This window comes from Legionella spiritensis (assembly GCF_900186965.1).
GTDB lineage: Bacteria > Pseudomonadota > Gammaproteobacteria > Legionellales > Legionellaceae > Legionella_C > Legionella_C spiritensis.
In genome coordinates this window covers 1,624,976-1,647,219 of sequence record NZ_LT906457.1, presented here as the reverse complement: position 1 = coordinate 1,647,219, position 22,244 = coordinate 1,624,976, and the positions used below count along the sequence as shown (strand labels likewise).

Here is a 22,244-nt window from a genome sequence, read left to right as displayed (position 1 = left end):
ATTTGATTCCTTTTACAATCACATCCGGCCATTTCTGCCCGGATGTGATTCTTTTAACAGGAACAGGGCCACAAACAAGCTTGCCAGATAACAACACGGCATCACCAGGAGCGCTTTGTTATAGCTGGCAACCGAGTAAACGGGTACATTATTCACGATATGTGAGCTGCCGCTATACTTCAAAAACACACCCACCAAAGGTTGAAAAACAGCACCGCCTACCAACACGGATAAATTATTAAAACCGGAGGCAGTACCCACCAGCTCCGGTGGATTATTATCTTTAACAACGGCAAAACTGACGGTCTGTCCGCCGGCTCCCAGACCAAGCATAAACAACACAAAATACATGGCAGTAATAGGTATACCGGGTACGTACATTAATAAAACGGTTGCCAGCAAACCGAATATTGAACTGATAATCAGGGCGAGGCGGCGGCTGGCAAAACGATCACTAACCCAACCCAGCAAAGGGCTTCCCACACCAATTCCCAGCCAAATCATGCTGCATAAACCGGAAGCGGCCAGCACGCTGATATGAAATTTTTGTTGCAGGTAAGGAACCCCCCAGAGAGCTGCAAACACCGCTATGGGAGTCCAGATAGTAAAAGCATAGGCACCGGTCTTCCAGGTATAGGATTGGCGACAGACGTCTAACAGGCGCCGACATTCATCCAGAAATTGTCTTTTGGGCGGTGTCTGGGTTGGTTGGTGCGGGTAATCCCGAATAACAAACCAGATTAAAGCTGCCAGGGCACACCCTACAGCTGCCAATATGAAGCTGGCATTTCGCCAGCCTACCTGTTCAATCAACGCCGCCAGCGGCATTTCACCAAACATGGCGCCTACTGAACTCATCAACTGGGCAATACCGGCCAATAAAGCGAATTGATGAGGCGGAAACCAGCGTGAAATGAGCACCAGCACACCTATAAATGAGAACGCGGAACCGATTCCTATGAGAAACCGTCCAAGTGCCGCCGTAACCAGACTGTTGGTTGATGCAAAGAAAAACGAGCCAACGGCACACAATAAAACGGCAAAGGTCATTAATTTACGGGGGCCGTAACGATCAAATAGCACACCGGCCGGAAGCTGCATGGGTGCGTAAGCATAAAAATAAAAGGCCGATACGATTCCGAATCCTGCCGCACTCACTTGAAACGTTTGCATCATGGATTCCGCCATAACGCCGGGGGCTACTTGCAAAACGAATTCGTAGAGATAAAAACTTGCTGCCAGGAGGAAAATAATATAAGCGCTTAACTTACTATGATGTTTAAAACTTATCTTTTGTGTATTCAAAATTAATACTGTGCTAATTAAAAGACACATTACACATCAAGCGAAATTCATTTGTCAATCCCTGCCGGGTAGATCACACCCAATACTGCCTTTTTACGTGCCCCTGTAACAGACAGCAAATTAACCGGCTCATTGGTCAGTGTTTTTTCAGCCAGCCAGGCAAACATTTGCGCTTCAATGAAATCAGGATTAATGTTGAACACTTCTGTAGAGCGGACAGGTATATCAAGGATAAACGATTGTATTACTTGCAATAATTGACAATTATGTGCCCCGCCGCCACAAACAAGCACTTGTTTGGGCGTGATTTGCTGGGCGATGATACTTTGCGCAATAGTGGCCGCCGTTACATGCAATAACGTAGCCTGAATATCCTGTGGTTCGTATTCTGCGGCCGTAATCTTTTTTTTCAGCCACGGCAGGGAAAAATATTCCTTGCCTATGCTTTTAGGACAGGTTTGCCTGAAAAACGGATCGTTCAAAAGCAATAACAACAACTCCTCTATCACCTCACCGCTCCCAGCCCAGATGCCCTTGTCATCGTAATGCTTGCCTTTTTGCTGATAAATCCAGGCATCCATCAGACAATTTCCAGGACCGGTATCAAATCCACTCACGTCCCCATCATGGCCAAGAAACGTGACGTTCGCTATACCGCCGATGTTCACTATAGCCAGAGGATGTTCCAGATCACGAAATAACGTCTGATGATAAATGGGAGCGAATGGGGCGCCCTGCCCGCCGAGAACAATATCTCTGGTTCTAAAATCAGCCACAACCTGTATGCCGGTTAATTCCGCAATGGTGTGCGCACATCCTGACTGTACCGTGTAAGGTACGTCGCCACGGGTATCATGGCAGAGTGTCTGACCATGGCTGCCAATGGCCATAATATCCGCAGGATTAACGCCGTTTTTGTTCAGCAGGCACAGTGCCGCTTCTGCAAATTCCTGTCCCAGCAGAACATTTAAACGGTTACAGGTCTTGAAATCCTGCCGGCCTGCCAACACTTCATTAAGCGCCCGCAAGGCATGTTCTCCATAAGGGCGTGTCGTGCCATCAATCAGGGTGTTTGTTTCCGCATTGATCAACGCCGCATCAACGCCATCCATGCTTGTACCAGACATTAAACCAATAAACAGTTTCATACGATGACATCCGCTTTTTATTTTTTATTATTAATTGTTAATAATCTCGGTTAAACTGACCTGAAAAACCACACAACAGATGAAAGGCAGCCACAATCAGGCAGCATTATTCCTGCCAGACCATTATTTATTAAAACATTCGCTGCCAACAGGGGTTTGGTATTTATGCAACGTAAAAAAACACCGTTTTTATACCTGGGCGCTCTGGCCGCGTTTTCATTGCTGGTTTTCGATCTCTATCAACCCGCCTTACCCGCTATTACCCGCTATTTTAATACATCCCACGCTCTCGGTCAGTTAACATTAAGTTTATTTTTCTTCATTTTTGGAATATCCCAACTTGTTTGGGGGCCGTTCATTGATCATTATGGACGGAATAAAATTTTGCGATACAGTTTGTATCTTTTTCTTTTAGCGACCATCATTTGTATGCTCGCTCCCAATATTGAGACATTAATAGCGGGTCGTGCCTTACAGGGATTTGCCGTTTGTTGCTCCAACGTGGTCGCTTTTTCCTGTTCCCGTGACGAGGAAGACAGTACCGACAGGGCAAGGCTATTATCGCATATTGCGATGATAGTCTCCGTGTCGCCCATCTTCGCGCCTTTGATTGGCTCTGTCATTTTCGTTTATCTGGGTTGGCGGACAACGTTCCTGTTTATGGCGTTGGGAGGGGGGTTACTCTTGTTGTTTTCCCGCTATTGCCTTTGTGAGTCGCCCTTCTGGCGTGACTCCCCGGATCGGCTTACATTCAAAAAACTTCTATGGGCATATAAAGGACTTTTAACACATAAACGCTTATGGATCACCATTGCCATTATTACGGCATCCTATTCCTGTGTGATGATTGTGGTTGTCAATATTGCCTATTTAATGATTGATAATCTGGGGATCTCCCCAACGCTTTTTTCCATCTTTTTCGCAAGCAACGGTTTGATCATGATTCTCGGTAATTGGATAGGCATTAAAATCAGAAAACACCGTAATTTACCCTGGAATATTCGTTTTGGCAGCCGCGTTATGGTTTCAGGCTCCTTGTTAACCGTCGTTTTGTTTTATTTAAATGGACTATCATTAGTCAGCCTGGCACCGCTGTTACTTATTAACCTTGGAGTAACATTAACCAATCCCCCAACGTTGTCGCTGGCTTTATCCGATTATCAGCACCAGGCCAGTACGGCTATCGCATTATTTAATACGGTCAGAATGTCATTGTCGGCAATAATCGCCGGCATTGTGGGCAGTCTTGTCGTTTTTGATGAAAAATTATTTGCGTTCAGTTTGTTATTTTGTTCTATCGTTTGTATGTTGTTTAGCCTGGTTTGTAAAGAATAATAGAGTATTGGAACAAGAAACCCGCAATACGGCCACAGGCCTTTTTACGGGCTACGGTTATTTTGTAAAAACACACCCTGATCTCAACGGAGCTTAAAACAACGATAAAAATTGTCGGTGGTTTGTCTCGCTATTTCCTCATAGCGGACTCCCTTGATCTCGCTAATAGCCATTGCTACATATTTCACCAATGCGGGATGATTTTGTTTGCCACGATATGGTACCGGGGCAAGATACGGTGAGTCGGTTTCAATCAACAATCGATCAAGAGGAACTTTTTTGGCAACCTCATGTAACGCGAGAGCATTTTTAAAGGTGACAATTCCCGAGAGCGAAATATAAAAATTCATGTCCATGGCTTGCACGGCAATGTCCCAGTCTTCCGCAAAACAATGCATAACGCCGCCTGTTATTTCGGCGTTTTCGGATTTCATAACCTCGAGGGTGTCTTTTGCGGCCTGTCTTGTATGTATTATTAATGGTTTTGATGTGGTTAACGACGCGTGAATGTGTTCACTAAAGCGCTGACGTTGCTTTTTTTGGGCATCCTCTTGCGTAGTACGGTAATAATCAAGACCGGTTTCTCCGATAGCAATACAGGATTTGTGTTTTGCCATATCGCATAATGTTACCGCGTCCGGCTCTGTCTCTACCTCACTGTTGGGATGTAAGCCGACGGAAATACTAATATTGGGATACGTTTCAGCGATGCGGCATAGTTCGGGGTAGTCTTTCAGATCAACACACACGCACAACAGATGATCAACATCGTTGGCCCTGGCCGCCTGAAGTACCTTTTCCAGTTTATTATCAAAATCCGATAAATCAATAAAATTAAGGTGGCAATGAGAATCAACAAGCATTACATTACATCGTATCGGTCATTTGCGATGATTTTAGCATGCCTGCCAGGTAAGTTTCTATTTTATTGCAGAAATGCCGGCATTGTTCTCCGATGAATTGCACGCCTATACCCGCTGGTTTACTGCCTTGCGCCCCTTTCGGCGTTATCCAGGCAACCTGTCCGTCAATCTTGTAACTTTCCGGCTCATCCATAAGATTTATTACCAGACTGACCTTTTCACCTAAATTAAAACTATGGTTGGTGCGGATAAAAAGGCCGCCGCCATGAAGGAAAGGCATGTAGGCCATATATAACGTTCCTTCGTTAGCAAAAGAACAGGTAATAGTACGAACTTCCTCGTCCGACATCAATCTCTCCTGATTATGGCATGTAACCTGATAAAATAGTTTCTAGTGAAAGCAACTGGTTCACATTGATAGTATGGTTGATTTTTTTAACTATGGTATTAATTTTATCAATTTGTTTAAATAAATCCGTTAATTGCAGTCGATTGGCTATGGATGACATCGTGGGTAATGCCGTGGTTTGATGTAGTTTTACAGCTATTATTTGAGCGTTTAACAGGTAGAGAAAAGCCAGTAACGCCTTGAGCTCATACTTTGACCACTCTGCTGCCAGAGAGCAAACAGAATGACGATGACCTGACAACCCGTCCAGATCCTGAATTAATTGGTCACGATCACTGAAAACGCGCTCCATTTCCTTATCGCCAAGGCATCGAGTTCCGAACTCCAGATAATTCTGACAATGAACCGAGGTATCGGACAAACGCCATAACTGGCAGCGACTGATGATGGTTGGGGGAATAGTGCTTAAATGTCTGGCAGTGAGGAAAAAATAAACTCCGTCAGGCGGTTCCTCAAGAATTTTCAATAACGCGTTGGCTGCAGCATGATTCATACTGTCGGCCGGTTGCAGGATTACAATCCGATGATTGCCAAGTTGCGGTGATGTAAAAATGGTATTAGTCAATTCCCGTATTTGATCAATTTTAATCATACCCCCGGCTTTTTCGGGCTGTGTTTTGGTTATATCCGGATGGCTGTCGATCATTATTAGTTGACATGATTGGCATGTCCGGCATGGCGCATTGGTTTGGCGACACAGCAACATCATACTCAATTGCAGGATAAATTCCTGAATTTCAGTAGACTTGTCCGCAAGAAAAAGCAAGGCATGGGCAAGTTTGTTTTTCGCATGGCTTTCTTGCAGGCGTGTCATCTGCCTGGTAATCATTGGGTATTCAGACATGAGACTCCATAAACTTTTCAAGACCACGCAACACCAGGTCTTGTACTATGTCTTGCGCCTGATGAGCATCAATGATCACAACGTTGTCCATGTCCCGTATCATTTGATGATACGCGTCATACACATCATTAAAAAATGCGGGGGACTCCTGTTCTATCCTATCGTACTCTCCTCGTTTCCTGACCCGGCTTAAACCTTGCTGCGGTTTAATATCCAGAAAAAGAATGAGATCAGGGCGAAAACCCTGTAAGGAAATAGATGAAATGGTTTTTATCGTATCCCTGTTGATATGACGCCCTCCGCCCTGATAAGCATAGGTTGACAATTCAAAACGATCAGCGATGATCCAATGCCCTTTTTCCAATGCGGGACGTATGACTTGTTCGACCAGTTGAGTTCTTGCCGCATACAGCAATAGTAGTTCGGTACGGCTGTCTAGCGGCTCACCACCGTGATCCTTGATCAGAGTACGAACCATTTCACCGACCCGGGTTCCACCGGGTTCCCTGGTTATTATGATATTGGATACTTTTGTTTCCAGGTATTTTTGCAAGGTGTGAATGACGGTAGACTTTCCCGCTCCCTCCAATCCTTCCACAACGATAAACTTTCCTGGCCTCATGATGGTTCCTTGATCTTGTATTTATAATACAAAATGGCTTTTTTCTGCTGGCTGTATGTTTCGGAAAACTGGTGAGAACCATCTCCCTTCGCAACAAAATAAATGTAATTATTTTTTATCGGATGTGCCGCCGCATCAATCGCATCTTTACCGACCATAGCTATAGGGGTCGGAGGCAAACCGCGGCGACGGTAGGTATTATAAGGCGAGTCCACACCTAAATCGTCGTGTGTCAATTTGCCTTTATACCGGGCGCCTAATCCATAAATGACGGTGGGATCCATCTGTAATGGCATATTGCGGGTAAGGCGATTAACAATGACACCCGCTATCAATCGACGCTCCTCGGCAATAGCCGTTTCCTTTTCAAGAATAGAGGCGGCAATAAGCATTTGATAGGGAGAGGTATAAGGTAATCCCGGACTTCTGCTGTCCCATGCGGACTTTAGATACTCCAGAAGGTTTTTATTCGCTGTTTTGAGTAGTAAACTGGCATCGTCTCCGGCATCGTAATTATACGTATCAGCCAGCAATAGTCCTTCCGGACTTGTAAACGGTGCTGACAACGTTTGCAGATCATCCGTATTAAAATTTAGAAACGGAGCATGTTGCAGATTATTCATCACCTGCTGTAAAGTACTACCCTCAATAATCTGAAACGATTCAACCAGAACGTTACCCTGAACTATTTTAGTGAGCAACTGTTGCGGTGTTTCACCTGGCAAGACCTGATAAATACCGGCTTTTAGCCGGTTAGTGACCCCCTGAACACGAACAAGTGCCAAAAATAATTTTTTATTCCTGATAAGCTTTAAATCATAGAGATTATTAACCACCGAGTTAGCGGTGGCATTGGGCTTCACTGTCAACAAAACCGGTGGTTTACCGTCCTGCAACATCGGACGGGTTAACAATGAGTTAATGTTATAGGTAAATAATGCGACACCAATCAGCCCTGCCAGGATGACAATACTGAAAAACCTTATAATTACTCGTTGTTTCATCTACAAACGCTTAAAGAGCAAACTTCCATTCGTTCCGCCAAATCCAAGTGAGTTACTTAATGTGTAATCGATTTTCCGGTATTGGGCTTCATGGGCCACATAATTTAAATCACACCCTTCATCAGGATTATCAAGGTTTATAGTGGGTGGTGCAACCTGATCACGAAGGGCCAGAATACTGAAAATGGCTTCAACGGCACCGGCGGCGCCAAGCAGATGCCCGGTCATGGACTTGGTTGAACTGATTGCCAGTTTATAGGCATGATCAGCAAAAACACGTTTAACCGCTTTTGTCTCATTCAAATCATTAAGATAGGTAGACGTCCCATGGGCATTGATGTAATCAACGCTCGATGGAGAAAGTTGCGCGTCATGCAAGGCGGCTTCCATAGAGCGCGATGCACCATCGGCATCTTCGTCAGGTGCCGTAATATGAAACGCATCGCCTGACATACCGAATCCGATCAATTCCGCATAAATGGTAGCGCCACGAGCCTTAGCGTGTTCATATTCCTCCAGAACCAATATACCGGCACCCTCACCCATAACAAATCCATCGCGATCCTTATCCCAGGGGCGCGATGCCTTTTCAGGTTCGTCGTTACGTTTTGACAGAGAGCGAACCGCTGAAAATCCGGCCAGGCATAACGGCGTAGTGGTCATTTCCGCACCGCCACAGACCATGACATCTGCATCACCATAAGCAATCATTCGTCCCGCTATTCCAATGTTATGCGTACCGGTCGTACATGCCGTAACCACTGAAATATTAGGGCCTTTTAATTGATACTTAATAGAAATCTGTCCGGCAACCATATTGATAATACCTGCCGGTATAAAAAACGGGGATACCTTTCTCGGTCCTCCGCTTACCAGTTTGTCCTGATTGTTGGTGATTGTTTCTATACCACCAATCCCGGCGCCAACCGCCACACCGGCTCTCAGAGAGAGTGTGTCATCTACCGTCAATCCGGAATTGGCTAGCGCCTCATCAGCCGCGGCAATACCGTATTGAGTAAATAAATCCATTTTGCGAGCATCTTTCAGCGGCACATAATTTTCAATGTTGAAATTTTTAACCTTGGCCCAAATTCTGGTCGAATAATCCGTAGTATCGAATCCTTCAACCGGACCAACGCCACTGACTCCCGCCAATATACTTTGCCAGGTTTGCTCTACATTAAGACCGACAGGGGTAACCATCCCCATGCCAGTCACAACAACACGCCGCTTACTCAATGAATACTCCTCAACTCTTAAGCTTCTTCTTTATTCATATTCGCTTCGATGTAATCGATAGCTTCTTGAATGGTCGTAATTTTTTCCGCTTTTTCATCCGGTATTTCAGTTTCAAACTCTTCTTCAAGAGCCATCACCAATTCAACAGTGTCAAGAGAGTCTGCACCCAGGTCATCAACAAACGATGCGTCGTTTTTTAATTCCTCTTCCTTAACGCCCAATTGTTCAACAACAATCTTGCGAACTCGTTCTTCAACTGTACTCATAACTTGTTTATCCTCTTAGGTTATAAAAATTCTTGCAGGGTAGTTTATTCAATTCTTCAAATAACGCAAGCCTATTTAATCCATATACATACCGCCATTGACATGAATTGTTTCACCTGTAATATAATTTGCCTTGTCTGATGCTAAAAAGGCCACTATTTCAGCAATATCCTGGACACTCCCCAATCGCTTCATAGGTATCCGTTTTATCATCTCATCTTTAACCATATCCGGTAATCCGCTCGTCATATCCGTATCGATACCTCCGGGAGCAACGACATTAACTGTAATATTACGGCTGGCAATTTCCTGCGCCAGAGAACGAGTAAACCCGATCACTCCGGCTTTTGCCGCAGTATAGTTTGTCTGTCCTGAATTTCCACTGGATCCTGCAACCGAACCTATGGTAATGATACGACCCCATCTGGCACGAAACATGGATTTTATACAATGTTTGCTTAAACGGAAAACAGAATTCAGATTGGTTTCAATAACCTTGAACCACTCTTCATCTTCCATCCGTAATAACAGGTTATCATGAGTAATCCCGGCGTTATTAATAAGTATAGACGGCATTTTATTTTCATCAGCCAAAACGGACATTAAATGATCAATGCTATCCTTGCAGGTCACGTCAAGTTTTTTACCCTCACCTGAAAGATTTTTTTCAGTAAAGGTTGACGTAATGGCTTGTGCGCCTCTGTCACTGGTGGCCGTCCCTATAATATGGGCTCCGCATTCAGCAAGTTTTAATGCAATACCCTGGCCTATGCCGCGACTGGCACCTGTTACCAGAGCAATTTTCCCATCTAAATTAATCATGATGAATCCCGTTTAACAATTATTACCATTCAAATCCATAACAGATAAAACCTGTTCCAGACTGTGTTGATCATAAACACTCATGACGTTTAAAGATCGGTCTATACGCTTAATCAAGCCGCTTAACACTTTGCCTGGGCCACATTCTATAAAAGATTGAATACCCTTTTCTTTCATTTGTTGTATCGTTTCAACCCAACGTACAGGACTGTATAGCTGCTTTTTAAGCAAGGTTCTGATTTGTTCAGGGGAATGATAAATGCTCAAATCCACATTACTGATCACAGACGTATGCGGGATATGAAATCCTGTTTCAGCCAGATAATCGGTGAATTCCAGTGCGGCGTCTGCAAGTAGCGGGCAATGACACGGAACACTCACCGGAATAATTCTGGCAAGTCTGGCATCCATGGCTATCGCCAGATTAATGGCTTTTTCAACGGCGTTGGTATGTCCCGCGATAACGGTTTGTCCGATCGCGTTGAAGTTGGCCGGGGTGACAACCTCGTTACCATTACTGCTTTCTGCGCAAAGATGCTGCACATCCTCGTCGTTTAAACCGACTATGGCGGCCATGGCGCCCTGGCCAACAGGCACATATTGCTGCATGAGCTGCCCTCGCCTGGTCACCAAAACGGCGGCATCCGACAATGAGATGGCGCCGGCGCATGTTAAAGCCGCATACTCGCCAAGACTATGTCCGGCCATCAATTCGGCTTGCGGCATTCCGGATTTTCTTAATACCTCATAAATGGCTACGTCCGCAGTCAACATGGCAGCCTGGGTATATTCCGTCTGATTTAATTTTGATTCAGGCCCCTGTTGAACCAGTGACCATAAGTCATACCCCAGGATATCGGAAACCTGGTGAAAGCAATCACGGACAACGGCTTGTTTTTCAGCCAGGTCCTGTAACATGCCAACGGACTGGGAACCTTGTCCGGGAAAAACATAAGCTAAAGACGACATATCAGAAATACTCCGACCAGTTAGTAGCGAATAACCATGGCGCCCCAGGTCATGCCACCGCCAAAGGATTCAATCAACAATAAATCCCCTCGTTTGACTTTGTTCTCCTGTATAGAGAAATCCAGAGCAAGAGGTATGGACGCGGCAGAAGTATTGCCTTGATTTTTAATCGTAACAATAACCTGTGACATGGGAAGATCCAGCTTTTTAGCTATTCCCTGAATGATGCGAATATTTGCCTGATGTGGAATTAACCAGTTTATATCGCTTTTCTGTAATTGGCTGGCTTTAAGAATTTCATCGACAATGTCTCCCATAATGGTAACGGCAATCTTGAATACTTCATGGCCGCGCATTCCAATAAGCCCTTTTTCATCTCGAGCGTAGGTATTGGGATAAGTCAACAATTTATCAGCATCGTAGAGAGAATGAAGCTTGCCGGCTATAATTCCAGGTTCCTTGCCCGCGCTCAAAATAACCGCTCCGGCCCCATCGCCAAAAAGCACGCACGTTGCGCGATCTGTCCAGTCCACGGCTTGTGACATGGTTTCACTGCCGATAACAAGAACATGCTGTGCCGAACCGGTACCGATAAATTGTCTGGCAACATTCATGGCGTAAACAAATCCGCTGCATGCGGCGCCGACATCAAAAGCCGGTATGGCACGAGTTATGCCCAACGCCTTTTGAACATGGCAAGCCATACTGGGGAAAAAATGATTCGGGGTGCAGGTTGCAACAATAATTAAATCAATTTGATCCGCTGTGATATCGGAATTTTCCAAAGCTTTCCTGCCGGCTTCGCAGGCCATGAATGAGGTCGTTTCATGTTCATCGGAAATATGTCTGCTGCTTATTCCGGTTCTTGAAAAGATCCATTCATCGGTTGTTTCCAGTTTTGATTCCAGTTCCTTATTACTAAGTGAACGCCTGGGCAAATAACTTCCCGTTCCATTTATAACCGCATTGATCATAACAACAAACCCTGGTTAACAAATTCGGTGATTTGATCTCTGACCAGATCAACCACATTATTTTTTACTTGCAATACTGCCTGTTCAATGGCGTTTTGGAAAGCCACCTCATTAGCGCCTCCATGACTCTTAACGACAATGCCATTTAATCCCAGCAAACTTGCGCCATTATATCTTGCCGGATCCATTCTTGCCTTCAGGTGTTTTAACGAAGTGGCAGCAATCAAACCGATTAATTTTGAAAACACATTTTTAGTAAAGGCTTCCCTGAGTACGGATAGCATCAGTTTGGCCAGGCCTTCGCTTGCTTTCAAAGCAACATTACCGACAAATCCATCACAAACGACCAGATCGACCACGCCCGAATAGAACTGGTCGCCTTCAACATAGCCTACATAGTTCATCAGGCTGCATTCCGCAAGCATATGAGCCGTACGTTTTACCTGATCATTCCCCTTGATTTCCTCCACACCGATATTGAGGAGACCGATACTTGGCTTTGTTTTTTTTTCAATAGCCTGAATAAGCGCGGAACCCATCACAGCGAACTGGAAAAGATGCTCCGCACAGGAATCCACGTTGGCACCCAGATCAATAACTCTTGTTTTGCCATGTAAAGTGGGAAGTTCGGCGATAATCGCAGGCCGGTCAATACCGGGCAAGGTTTTCAACACGAATCGTGCCGTAGCCATCAGTGCGCCGGTGTTTCCCGCACTGACGCAAGCCTGTGCCTTACCTTCCTTAACCAGGTTGATAGCCACACGCATGGATGAGTCCTTTTTGTTACGCATCGCGTGCGATGGAAGCTCATCCATGGCCACAACTTCGGATGCGTGTACAACCGAAAATTGCTCAGGATTCCCGAGGTTATATTTTTTTAGATGCGTATTTACCTGATTTTTATCACCAACCAACAACAATTTTAAATCAGGGTTGCTTTTAGCAGTCTGTATACAAGCAGGAATTACGATAGATAAACCATGATCCCCGCCCATCGCATCAATAGCAATGGTGATTTGTTTCAAGGAATTACTCTTGCTCGTAAACGTTATCAGTGTCTAAAACTTTTTTTCCGCGATAATACCCATCCGGTGTGATGTGGTGACGCAGATGAGTTTCCCCGGTTGTAGAGTCTACTGAAAGCGTTGGTTTGGTCAACGCGTCATGTGAGCGACGCATATCACGTCTGGAACGTGACTTTTTATTTTGTTGTACGGCCATTGTATTACTCCTAGGCAATTTGTATTCATAGGAACGGAATATTACCGATTTTTTGCCGGTAATCCAAGTCTTAGTGCAAGAATTTCTTGTTATATCGCATTATCAATACGTATATATGCTGTTGTTCCGGGATCACACGTGTCTTTTTCCGGGTGATTTTCCGGAGTGTACAAGTATAACTCATCAGCGATGAGGTCTTGCAGTGAAATGGTATAATTGGGCGCGACGATACAATCATAATCCGTCATCAATTTTTCAGCCTTTTCTTCCGAGGCGCATATCGCGATATCCGTGTGATTTGAATAATGATAAGGAAAGGAATGCAGGCAACGCTGGCAAACTACGGTCAAATGTCCCGAAACCGCCAGTGACATTAAATAATAATCATCCCTCTGCTCAATCCGGTAATCGCATTGTACGTTAACGGGGCTATCAATATAGGACGGTATTCGTTCCGTCAACTCCAGCTCGATATGCTGGAGTGTTTGCAAGGGTGCGGATCTCAAACGAACAAGCATTGGTTTTCTCAAATTGTAAGACAAATAGTGATTGTATCTTAAAATACGATTTAATATTTACTAATTATGACGTAAAATAGATTTTTTTTTATACATTTTGTGCTCAATGAAAGGAAAAGTGATTATCGGCATGTCCGGCGGCGTTGACTCCTCCGTCAGTGCCTGGCTTTTAAAAGAACAAGGCTATGACGTTGAAGGCCTGTTCATGAAAAACTGGGAACAGGACGATTCGGACGGCTACTGCGCCGCCGCAGACGATCTGGCGGATGCCCAGGCTGTTTGCAATCAGTTGCGTATTCCTCTGCATAGCGTCAATTTTGCCAGAGAGTACTGGGATAATGTGTTTACTCATTTTCTTAATGAGTACGAGAACGGGCGAACTCCAAATCCTGATGTACTTTGCAACAAGGAAATAAAATTCAAGGCTTTTCTTGAGCACGCCCTGTCGCTTGGCGCTGATTACATAGCTACGGGCCATTATGCCAAAGTACGCATGGAAAACGGTACCGGCGCATTATTCAAAGCCAAGGATCGAGACAAGGATCAGACTTATTTTCTGCATGCCGTGGATCCGGAGGCTCTGGCAAAAACACTATTTCCCGCAGGCCATTTTCAAAAATCTGAAATTCGCGCGTTTGCCAGAGAATTAGGACTGGTGACCAAAGACAAAAAAGATTCCACCGGCATTTGCTTTATCGGTGAAAGACGGTTTAAACAATTTCTGCAGGAGTTTATCCTGGCAAGACCCGGCGATATTAAGGATACAAGGGGTGATATTGTCGGTCGTCACGACGGACTGATGTTTTACACACTCGGACAACGGCAGGGACTTGGCATAGGAGGAAAGCATGCCTGTAAGGAAGAGCCCTGGTACGTGGTTGATAAGGAAGTAAAAACCAATACTCTTATTGTAGCTCAGGGTAACGATCACCCTTTGTTGTATTCTCAGGGACTGATGTGCGGACCAATACATTGGCTGGTGAATCATGGTAACGCCTTGCCGATAACCTGTTTTGCCAAAACACGCTATCGACAACATGAACAAGCCTGTGTTATATCACCGCTATATGATGAACGTCACTGTGTGATGTTTTCTGAGTTGCAACGAGCGGTAACACCCGGACAATACATTGTATTTTACTCAAAAAACCAGTGTCTTGGCGGCGCAATCATTGAACAAATTATCAGATAATAAGGTACAATTATAAAAAGGCCTTAAAAACAAGATTTGGAGTAACAATATGGCAGCTATTAATGCAATGCCAACAACGGTAACCAATATATATTTTTCTGTCAGTGCCGCCGATAAAGTGGCCTCGTTAATCGAGGAGGAAGGTAATCCTGGACTGAATCTGCGTGTTTACATTACCGGAGGCGGTTGTTCGGGATTCCAGTACGGATTCACTTTCGATGAGACTATCCAGCCGGATGATATTGTTGTCACGCAACGTTGTTCCGATGGACAATCCTGTGTAAAGCTGCTGGTGGATTCCATGAGCCACCAGTTTCTTAAAGATGCCGAAATTGATTACGTGCAAGGTATACAGGGCGAACAATTCGTTATTCGCAATCCCAATGCCAAAACAACCTGTGGTTGTGGTTCCTCGTTCAGCATGGAGGACGACGAGTAGATGGGGTCGTGGATTATCAATACGATTTGATAATCACTTTGGTGCCTATTCTCATAAAATTTTGCTGCAGCCATTTGGCCGCTCCCGGACTGACGCGTACGCAGCCATGACTAGCATTGTAGTTGGGCAGATCATAGGAGCCATGAATGGCGTAGTATTTGGAAAAAAACATGCAGTAGGGCATTTTGGCACCACCGCGTCCAACCGGATAGCGGCTTGATCGGCAATTGGCTCCTCTCATACTTATAATACGGTAGGTTCCCGTAGGCGTTCTACAAGAGCGTTTAATGTCCGGACAGTACCCCCTTCCACCGGATGCTCTTCCGGATTTAACCACTTTGCCGTTGGAATTAATCGCTTTCCAGGAGAGCGTGCGGGGATTAAAAACAAACGTGTTTGCATAACTGTTGTAACCAATAGCGCCGGTTAACAGGAAAGAAAGTAAGAACTGAATAGAACGAATTGATATTATACCTTCCATGATCGACTCAGTTGTACAATTAACATACAAATAACTATAGATCAAAATTTAATCAAATTCTCGTTTCCGATCTGTTTTAGCAAATAATTAGTACAGTAATTAGACATACTGCAGGTTGATTTCCTGGCCTAACCTGCCAAAAAACAGCGCTGTTAGAAAAATTACGGTTTTTTGAGTGTATCTCCAATACCATTTGGACATACATAGGTCATTTGATGCACAAAATATAGTTACAAAAAAGAATCGATGTCACCTCTATGGCATTTTTGCTGGTCTTTGCTACATTTGAAGTAGTCATTATAAAAAAATTAGAGACACATACCCAAAGCTCCATGAACAAAACTTTCCCTTAATGTCAGGACGCACAATAATGAATAAAAAATTTGATGTCATAGTCATTGGAACCGGGCAAGCAGGACCATCTCTTGCAGTAAGATTTGCCAACGCCGGAAAACAGGTGGCCATTATAGAGCGTAAATCATTCGGAGGAACCTGCGTCAATACCGGCTGCATTCCAACAAAAACACTGGTTGCAAGTGCCCATGCCGCACATGTTGCGCGGCATGCCGGTGATTTCGGTATTGTCCTGGACTCGCCGGTCAAGGTAGATATGAAAAAAGTAAAGGAACGTAAGGACAATATTGTACACAAAAGTACAACCGGTGTAGAAAACTGGCTGAAAAACACAGAGAATTGCACCGTATATAAAGGTCATGCCTGTTTTGAGGGGCCACATCTGGTTCGTGTCGGCGATCAATTGCTTGAAGGTGATCAGATATTTATAAACGTAGGCGCCCGCGCTTTTGAGCCCCCTATTGCCGGACTGGATGACGTTGAGTATTTCACCAACTCAAGCATTATGGATGTTGATTTTCTTCCCAAACACCTGATTATTATTGGCGGCAGTTATATAGGACTTGAATTTGCCCAGATGTATCGCCGGTTCGGCTCCAAAGTCACCATTATCGAAAAAGCGCCCAAATTAATTGCCCGTGAGGATCCCGACATATCAGACGCGGTTAAAGATATTCTGGAAAATGAAGGGATTGATATTCGTTTAGACACGGAATGTATCCACCTGAAACAACGAGGTGACCAGGTTGCCGTACAACTGGATTGCAACGATCCCGAGAAAGAGGTGACGGGCTCACATTTATTTCTGGCCATCGGACGAAAGGCCAACACACAGGATTTGGGACTGGATAAAGCCGGCGTGGAGGTCGATAAACGAGATTTTATCGTCGTTGATGATCAGTGCCGGACAAACGTCCCTCATATCTGGGCCATTGGAGAATGTAATGGAAAAGGCGCGTTTACTCATACGTCCTACAATGATTATGAAATTGTCGCCGCCAATCTTCTCGATGATAATCCCAGGAAAATCAGTGACCGTATTGTAACCTATGGCTTATTTATTGATCCTCCGTTAGGACGTGCCGGAATGACCGAAGCCCAGGTTCGTGCCCTGGGCAAAAAAGCATTGATTGCCAAAAGACCCATGACCCAGGTAAAACGTGCCGTCATCAAAGGCGAACCCCAGGGATTTATGAAAGTGATTATCGATGAAGAAACCAGCCAGATTTTGGGTGCTGCGATTCTTGGTGTTGGCGGTGATGAAATTGTTCATTCCATTTTGGATATCATGTATGCCAAAGCGCCCTATACCGTCATTAAAAACGCTGTCCACATTCACCCTACCGTTACCGAACTTATTCCAACCATGCTGGGTGAATTAAAACCGCTGGACTGATCTCTCTCACAACGATATAAAGGAAAAAATATAACGCGACAAGGAGATAACAATGAAAGATACACCAAGTCATGGAGAATTTTGCTGGAATGAATTGGCTACCGGGAATCTCGGTGCCGCCAAAGATTTTTACCGCCAGTTGCTGGGCTGGGAATATATTGATCATGATATGGGTGATTTCACTTATACCATCGTAAAATCAGGTGACAAGGAAATTGCCGGTATTTGGGAAATTCCAACTGAAAATATAAATAACATTCCACCTCACTGGATGTCTTATATCCTGGTAGACGACCTTGAAAAAAGCCTGGAAAAAGCAAACCAGCTTGGAGCCATCCCCAAAATGCCGATCAAGCAGGCAGGCGAATACGGAAAATTTGTTGTGCTGGCTGATCCAACCGGTGCTCACGTTGCGTTATGGCAATCATTGAATTAATGATTCCAGGGCACTAAATGATTTAAATTTGTTCAAATCTTTTTTATCCGGATGTACCGCGGCTTGTCCGCGGTAATCAAGGTGGGTAAGAGGATAGCAACATTTTATCTTTATAGCTTGATTATTGTGGCTATAAATTTTGTTCACAGAACCTGGTTTCGTTTCCCAACAACACAGGCTCTACGCCTGGAAGGGAGAATCAAGAAAATACCGTAATCCCGCCTCTATCGGAGTCTTGGCGGTAAATCCCAGATGAATTTTCGCGTTGGTAACATCGCCAACCGAACAACGCAAATCGCCGCGACGTTCTTCCTTATATTGAAGGCCGTGGGAATAATTAGTCAATTTAATCATCATATTGGCAAGAGATTCAATAGTTATACCTTTCCCGCTGCAAATATTTAAAACCTCTGCGGATTTATGTTTGACTTTCATACATAAGACAAGCGCGTCAACAACATCATCAATATATACAAAATCACGTGTTTGCTGCCCATCTCCGAAAATGGTCAAAGGCATGTTGCGGAACATGGCTTTTTTAAAACTGCTTATAACCCCCGTATATGGGTTAGAAGACAATTGACCGGGACCATAAACATTAAAAAAACGTAACCCGATAGAGCTAATATCAGCCATAACCTGCATGGCCTGAGCATAGATTTCATTCGAGAGTTTGTCCGCACCATACGTGGAAATTGGTGATGGTGTAAGGGATTCATGCAGGGGCAGTTGCTTGTAATTGCCATATACCGAGGCGGAGGACGCATATACCAGCCTCACAGGCTTGTGCTGCAATCGAATGGCATCCAGTAACCCATTAAAGGCCCTGACATTATTTTCATGACTGAATAACCAGTCACGGTAACATAAATCAATAGAGGATATCGCGGCGAGATGATAGCATATATCGACTTCATGCAGGCAATGGCTTAACAGTTCACGTGATAATACATCACCATCAATAATGTGCGCGGCTGAAATATCCTTGTAGACCGGTTTATGAATACATTTATCCAGAATGGTAACCGTCATACCCATGTCAAGTAATCGACTGACCAGATGATTACCTATAAATCCCATGCCCCCTGTTACGAGCGCTTTTTTCATACTGTATATCCCTGCAAATTTTTCTGTGAGACTCTCCCTATAGATTAAGAATAGCTTATTTCACTGAATGTTTAAAATTTACACTTGTAATGGCGGGCGGCTGCCTGCCCATCCCAACATTAGCGGTTTGAAATAGATAAGGACACAGAATCAAATCAGTGGAAGGTTATACGGATTCGCTGTCAACCATCGCATTATCAATAAGGGAAAAAATAGCATAATTTGCGGCGGGGAATTGATAGCCCGGTAACTCGGCCTGGTCAACCCAGCGCAAATCAATCTGGGATTCCAGGCATTGTGCATGCCCCTTGAAGTGTTCTACCATAAATATGGAAAGCGTTACGGATTTATTCTCGTATTGATGATTGATGTCGCCCAGAAAATGGCTGGTAATAATTTCTATGCCAACTTCTTCCCGAATCTCCCGATACAAGGCTTGTCTCGCATCTTCACCGTCCTCCAGTTTGCCGCCGGGAAACTCCCAGAACCCTCCATGGCTGTCGTGTAAGGCGCGTCTTGTAATTAGAATACGATGATTTTTATCACGAATTACTGCAACAGCGACCCTGATAGTCACACCAGACTTCCATGGCAGCTCTTGTATTTTTTACCGGAACCACAAGGACAAGGATCATTGCGGCCGATTTTTTGCCCGCTCCGTCGGAACGGCACTTGTTGTTCCGCAGCTATTTTTTCTTCCTCGGTCAAATCAGCCATATCCTCCTCGCGCAGTAATTGTATTTTCTGCACTTGTTCCGAACGGCGTTTGTCCTCTACAGCCTGAACATCCTCTTCCGTTTGCACTTCCACGGAAGTGAGTAACCGGATAATTTCATACTTCAAACCATCCAGCATCATATTAAACAAGGTAAACGCTTCCCGTTTATACTCCTGTTTCGGATCTTTCTGTGCATATCCTCGCAAATGGATCCCTTGTCGCAAGTGATCCATGGCGGCCAAATGTTCACGCCAATAATTATCGATGGTTTGCAGAATAACTGATTTTTCAAACTGTGCCAGCACTTCACGTCCGGCGTGCTCTTCTTTCTGTCGATAATGGCTGAGGCATAATTGAAAGATTTTTTCCCTAATCTGATCCGGCTGAATGGAGTGGTCTTTCTCTACCCAGTCTTCAACATCCGCTTTTATCTGAAAATCTTCATGCAATGTTTTAGACAAGCCATGAAGATCCCATTGATCTTCCATACTCTGGGGTGGAATAAAGCTGTCAACCAGGTTATAAACCACGTCTTCACGCATCCCTTCCACAACGTCCTTTGGCTCATCCATATCCATAATCGATGCCCGCAGGGAATAAATCACTTTTCGTTGATTATTGGCGACATTATCATAATCAAGCAATTGTTTACGCACATCAAAATGATGCCCTTCCAGCTTTCGCTGGGCATTTTCAATAGCTTTGGTTACCAGATTGTGCTCGATGGGCTCACCCGGTTTCATACCCAGGCGGCGCATCATGTTGATCACACGTTCGGAGGCGAAAATTCGCATGAGATTGTCATCAAGGGATAAATAAAAACGGCTGCTTCCCGGATCCCCCTGACGGCCGGCACGACCTCGCAACTGATTATCAATACGCCGCGATTCATGCCGTTCGGAACCTATGATCCGAAGACCTCCCGCCTGAATCACATCATCATGTCGTTTTTGCCAGTCTTCCCTGATTGCTTGCCTTTCCTTGTCGGAGGCATCCTCAGACAGCATGGCTAATTCCGCGGAAAGGCTGCCGCCCAATACGATATCCGTACCGCGTCCTGCCATATTCGTCGCGATAGTCACAACGGCTGGACGCCCGGCTTCGGCGACAATCTGAGCTTCCTTCTCATGAAATTTGGCGTTTAAAACCTGGTGCTTAATCCCGGCTTTTTTCATTAACTGGCTAAGTAACTCCGATGCTTCAATGGAAGCCGTCCCTACAAGCACGGGTTGTTTGCGCGCAATGCAATCCTTGACGTCTTCAATGATAGCCTGGTATTTATCCTGCAGACCAAGATAGATGAGATCCGCCTCATCACGACGTTTCATAGGCTTGTTGGTTGGAATGACAACCACTTCAAGATTATAAATCTGCTGAAATTCATAGGCTTCGGTATCAGCGGTACCGGTCATTCCTGACAACTTGTTGTATAATCGGAAAAAATTCTGGAAAGTTATTGACGCGAGTGTCTGATTTTCATGTTGGATACCCACCCCTTCCTTGGCCTCGATCGCCTGATGCAATCCTTCCGACCACCGCCGACCGGTCATGGTTCTTCCGGTATGCTCATCAACAATTACCACTTGGCCATCCTTGACAATATAGTCCACATCACGATTGAACATGGCATGGGCCTTGAGAGCCGCGTTTACATGGTGCATCAGAATAATATTGCTGGCATGATAAAGACTGTCGCCTTCCTCAAGTAACCCTTCCTTGATTAAAAGCTCCTCAATATGTTGATGTCCGATTTCTGTCAAATGAGCCTGTTTCTGTTTTTCATCGACTGTATAATCGCCGTCATCCCCTTCTACTTCCTGTTTGACCAAATGCGGAATTAATTTATCCACTTTATTGTATAATTCGGAGCTGCCTTCCGCGGCGCCTGATATGATCAAGGGGGTGCGGGCTTCGTCAATCAAAATGGAATCGACTTCGTCAACGATGGCAAAATTTAATTCGTGTTGCACTTTATCGGTCAGACTAAATGCCATATTGTCACGTAAATAATCAAATCCGAACTCATTGTTCGTACCGTAGACGATATCGGCACGGTATTCTTCCTGTTTTTGCTGATGCGAGATATCCGGCGAAATAACGCCGACGGTTAGCCCCAGAAACTCATAAATGGGTTTCATCCACAGGCTGTCCCGTTTGGCCAGATAGTCATTGACCGTAACGATATGAACACCTTTGCCGCCAAGGGCGTTAAGATAGGCTGGTAACGTGGATACCAGCGTTTTACCTTCACCGGTGCGCATTTCCGCGATATTGCCTTCGTGAAGCACCATACCGCCAATTAGCTGCACATCAAAATGGCGAAGCCCTAATGTACGCTTTGATGCCTCCCGCACAACCGCAAACGCTTCCGGCAGTAACTCATCAAGCGTTTCACCTTGTGCGAGACGGGATTTGAATTCCGCTGTTTTTGCCGCCAGCTCCTGATCAGATAGCGCCAGTGTCTGATTTTCCAGATTGTTGATATGCTGTACGGTTTTTTCCATGCGCCGCAAAGTACGCTCATTACGGCTACCAAACATTTTCTTCATCAACGTATTCAGCATGACCTTGCTAATCCTCTC

Annotated in this window: 24 protein-coding genes; 5 read left to right on the top strand and 19 right to left on the bottom strand. The window is 44.8% G+C overall.

Annotated elements, in window-relative coordinates; translation table 11 throughout:
- Positions 1–18 precede the first annotated feature (18 nt).
- Both CKW05_RS07460 and CKW05_RS07455 read right to left on the bottom strand, forming a co-directional pair.
- Complete coding sequence (locus tag CKW05_RS07460) at positions 19–1,305, bottom strand: MFS transporter (RefSeq protein ID WP_231950724.1); 1,287 nt, start codon at positions 1,303–1,305, stop codon at positions 19–21.
- Between the two features lie 47 nt (positions 1,306–1,352).
- Positions 1,353–2,453 carry an anhydro-N-acetylmuramic acid kinase gene (locus CKW05_RS07455; protein ID WP_058483467.1) on the bottom strand — a complete coding sequence of 367 codons (1,101 nt, stop codon included), beginning with the start codon at positions 2,451–2,453 and terminating at the stop codon, positions 1,353–1,355.
- Positions 2,454–2,618: 165 nt separating this feature from the next.
- Between CKW05_RS07455 and CKW05_RS07450 the strand changes: the two genes are divergently transcribed.
- Positions 2,619–3,788 carry a multidrug effflux MFS transporter gene (locus CKW05_RS07450; protein ID WP_065238397.1) on the top strand — a complete coding sequence of 390 codons (1,170 nt, stop codon included), beginning with the start codon at positions 2,619–2,621 and terminating at the stop codon, positions 3,786–3,788.
- A gap of 83 nt (positions 3,789–3,871) precedes the next feature.
- On the opposite strand, the gene CKW05_RS07445 is transcribed toward CKW05_RS07450, so the two are convergent.
- The 13 genes from CKW05_RS07445 to CKW05_RS07385 form a co-directional block, all read right to left on the bottom strand.
- Positions 3,872–4,651, bottom strand: a complete 780-nt coding sequence (locus CKW05_RS07445; protein WP_058483466.1) for a TatD family hydrolase — start codon at positions 4,649–4,651, stop codon at positions 3,872–3,874.
- 4 nt (positions 4,652–4,655) lie between these two features.
- The gene (locus CKW05_RS07440) at positions 4,656–5,000 is read right to left on the bottom strand and encodes a PilZ domain-containing protein (RefSeq protein WP_058483465.1); all 345 of its coding nucleotides are present in this window, start codon (positions 4,998–5,000) and stop codon (positions 4,656–4,658) included.
- A 13-nt stretch (positions 5,001–5,013) separates the two neighbouring features.
- The gene (locus CKW05_RS07435; RefSeq protein WP_058483464.1) at positions 5,014–5,904 is read right to left on the bottom strand and encodes a DNA polymerase III subunit delta' C-terminal domain-containing protein; all 891 of its coding nucleotides are present in this window, start codon (positions 5,902–5,904) and stop codon (positions 5,014–5,016) included.
- Positions 5,897–6,526, bottom strand: a complete 630-nt coding sequence (gene tmk / locus CKW05_RS07430) for a dTMP kinase (protein WP_058483463.1) — start codon at positions 6,524–6,526, stop codon at positions 5,897–5,899. The genes CKW05_RS07435 and tmk overlap by 8 nt, the downstream gene beginning before the upstream one ends.
- Positions 6,523–7,530, bottom strand: a complete 1,008-nt coding sequence (gene mltG, locus CKW05_RS07425) for an endolytic transglycosylase MltG (RefSeq protein ID WP_058483462.1) — start codon at positions 7,528–7,530, stop codon at positions 6,523–6,525. Before mltG ends, tmk begins: the two co-directional genes overlap by 4 nt.
- Positions 7,531–8,769, bottom strand: a complete 1,239-nt coding sequence (fabF, locus tag CKW05_RS07420; protein WP_058483461.1) for a beta-ketoacyl-ACP synthase II — start codon at positions 8,767–8,769, stop codon at positions 7,531–7,533.
- 17 nt (positions 8,770–8,786) lie between these two features.
- Positions 8,787–9,035, bottom strand: coding sequence for an acyl carrier protein (gene acpP / locus CKW05_RS07415; protein WP_058483460.1), 249 nt, complete (start codon positions 9,033–9,035; stop codon positions 8,787–8,789).
- A 75-nt stretch (positions 9,036–9,110) separates the two neighbouring features.
- Positions 9,111–9,857, bottom strand: a complete 747-nt coding sequence (gene fabG / locus CKW05_RS07410) for a 3-oxoacyl-ACP reductase FabG (protein ID WP_058483459.1) — start codon at positions 9,855–9,857, stop codon at positions 9,111–9,113.
- Between the two features lie 12 nt (positions 9,858–9,869).
- Positions 9,870–10,826 carry an ACP S-malonyltransferase gene (gene fabD / locus CKW05_RS07405; protein WP_058483458.1) on the bottom strand — a complete coding sequence of 319 codons (957 nt, stop codon included), beginning with the start codon at positions 10,824–10,826 and terminating at the stop codon, positions 9,870–9,872.
- A 20-nt stretch (positions 10,827–10,846) separates the two neighbouring features.
- Positions 10,847–11,800: a beta-ketoacyl-ACP synthase III gene (locus CKW05_RS07400; protein ID WP_058483457.1), complete on the bottom strand. Its 954-nt coding sequence runs from the start codon at positions 11,798–11,800 to the stop codon at positions 10,847–10,849.
- Complete coding sequence (gene plsX / locus CKW05_RS07395) at positions 11,797–12,825, bottom strand: phosphate acyltransferase PlsX (RefSeq protein WP_058483456.1); 1,029 nt, start codon at positions 12,823–12,825, stop codon at positions 11,797–11,799. Before plsX ends, CKW05_RS07400 begins: the two co-directional genes overlap by 4 nt.
- A 4-nt stretch (positions 12,826–12,829) precedes the next feature.
- A complete protein-coding gene (gene rpmF, locus CKW05_RS07390) occupies positions 12,830–13,021 on the bottom strand; it encodes a 50S ribosomal protein L32 (protein WP_058483455.1) in 192 nt (63 codons plus the stop codon).
- An 89-nt stretch (positions 13,022–13,110) separates the two neighbouring features.
- Positions 13,111–13,539 (bottom strand): YceD family protein, encoded by a 429-nt coding sequence (locus CKW05_RS07385; RefSeq protein WP_058483454.1) that lies wholly within the window; start codon positions 13,537–13,539, stop codon positions 13,111–13,113.
- 106 nt (positions 13,540–13,645) lie between these two features.
- On the opposite strand from CKW05_RS07385, the gene mnmA reads away from it, so the two are divergent.
- Together mnmA and erpA are read left to right on the top strand one after the other, a co-directional pair.
- On the top strand, positions 13,646–14,731 hold the full coding sequence (gene mnmA / locus CKW05_RS07380; protein WP_058483453.1) for a tRNA 2-thiouridine(34) synthase MnmA: 1,086 nt from the start codon (positions 13,646–13,648) through the stop codon (positions 14,729–14,731).
- Positions 14,732–14,780: 49 nt separating this feature from the next.
- Positions 14,781–15,170, top strand: a complete 390-nt coding sequence (gene erpA, locus CKW05_RS07375) for an iron-sulfur cluster insertion protein ErpA (protein WP_058483452.1) — start codon at positions 14,781–14,783, stop codon at positions 15,168–15,170.
- Positions 15,171–15,186: 16 nt separating this feature from the next.
- On the opposite strand, the gene CKW05_RS07370 is transcribed toward erpA, so the two are convergent.
- The gene (locus CKW05_RS07370) at positions 15,187–15,651 is read right to left on the bottom strand and encodes a L,D-transpeptidase (RefSeq protein ID WP_082642769.1); all 465 of its coding nucleotides are present in this window, start codon (positions 15,649–15,651) and stop codon (positions 15,187–15,189) included.
- Positions 15,652–16,021: 370 nt separating this feature from the next.
- Here CKW05_RS07370 and CKW05_RS07365 point away from each other — a divergent pair, with 370 nt between their 5' ends.
- Complete coding sequence (locus CKW05_RS07365; RefSeq protein WP_058483451.1) at positions 16,022–17,401, top strand: FAD-containing oxidoreductase; 1,380 nt, start codon at positions 16,022–16,024, stop codon at positions 17,399–17,401.
- 52 nt (positions 17,402–17,453) lie between these two features.
- Positions 17,454–17,837 (top strand): VOC family protein, encoded by a 384-nt coding sequence (locus CKW05_RS07360; protein WP_058483450.1) that lies wholly within the window; start codon positions 17,454–17,456, stop codon positions 17,835–17,837.
- A 180-nt stretch (positions 17,838–18,017) separates the two neighbouring features.
- On the opposite strand, the gene CKW05_RS07355 is transcribed toward CKW05_RS07360, so the two are convergent.
- The 3 genes from CKW05_RS07355 to secA all read right to left on the bottom strand — a co-directional run bounded on the left by CKW05_RS07355 (position 18,018) and on the right by secA (position 22,226).
- Positions 18,018–18,944 carry an NAD-dependent epimerase/dehydratase family protein gene (locus tag CKW05_RS07355; RefSeq protein WP_058483449.1) on the bottom strand — a complete coding sequence of 309 codons (927 nt, stop codon included), beginning with the start codon at positions 18,942–18,944 and terminating at the stop codon, positions 18,018–18,020.
- 166 nt (positions 18,945–19,110) lie between these two features.
- Positions 19,111–19,521, bottom strand: a complete 411-nt coding sequence (gene mutT, locus CKW05_RS07350) for an 8-oxo-dGTP diphosphatase MutT (RefSeq protein ID WP_058483448.1) — start codon at positions 19,519–19,521, stop codon at positions 19,111–19,113.
- Positions 19,518–22,226: a preprotein translocase subunit SecA gene (secA, locus tag CKW05_RS07345; protein ID WP_058483447.1), complete on the bottom strand. Its 2,709-nt coding sequence runs from the start codon at positions 22,224–22,226 to the stop codon at positions 19,518–19,520. Before secA ends, mutT begins: the two co-directional genes overlap by 4 nt.
- Positions 22,227–22,244 lie beyond the last annotated feature (18 nt).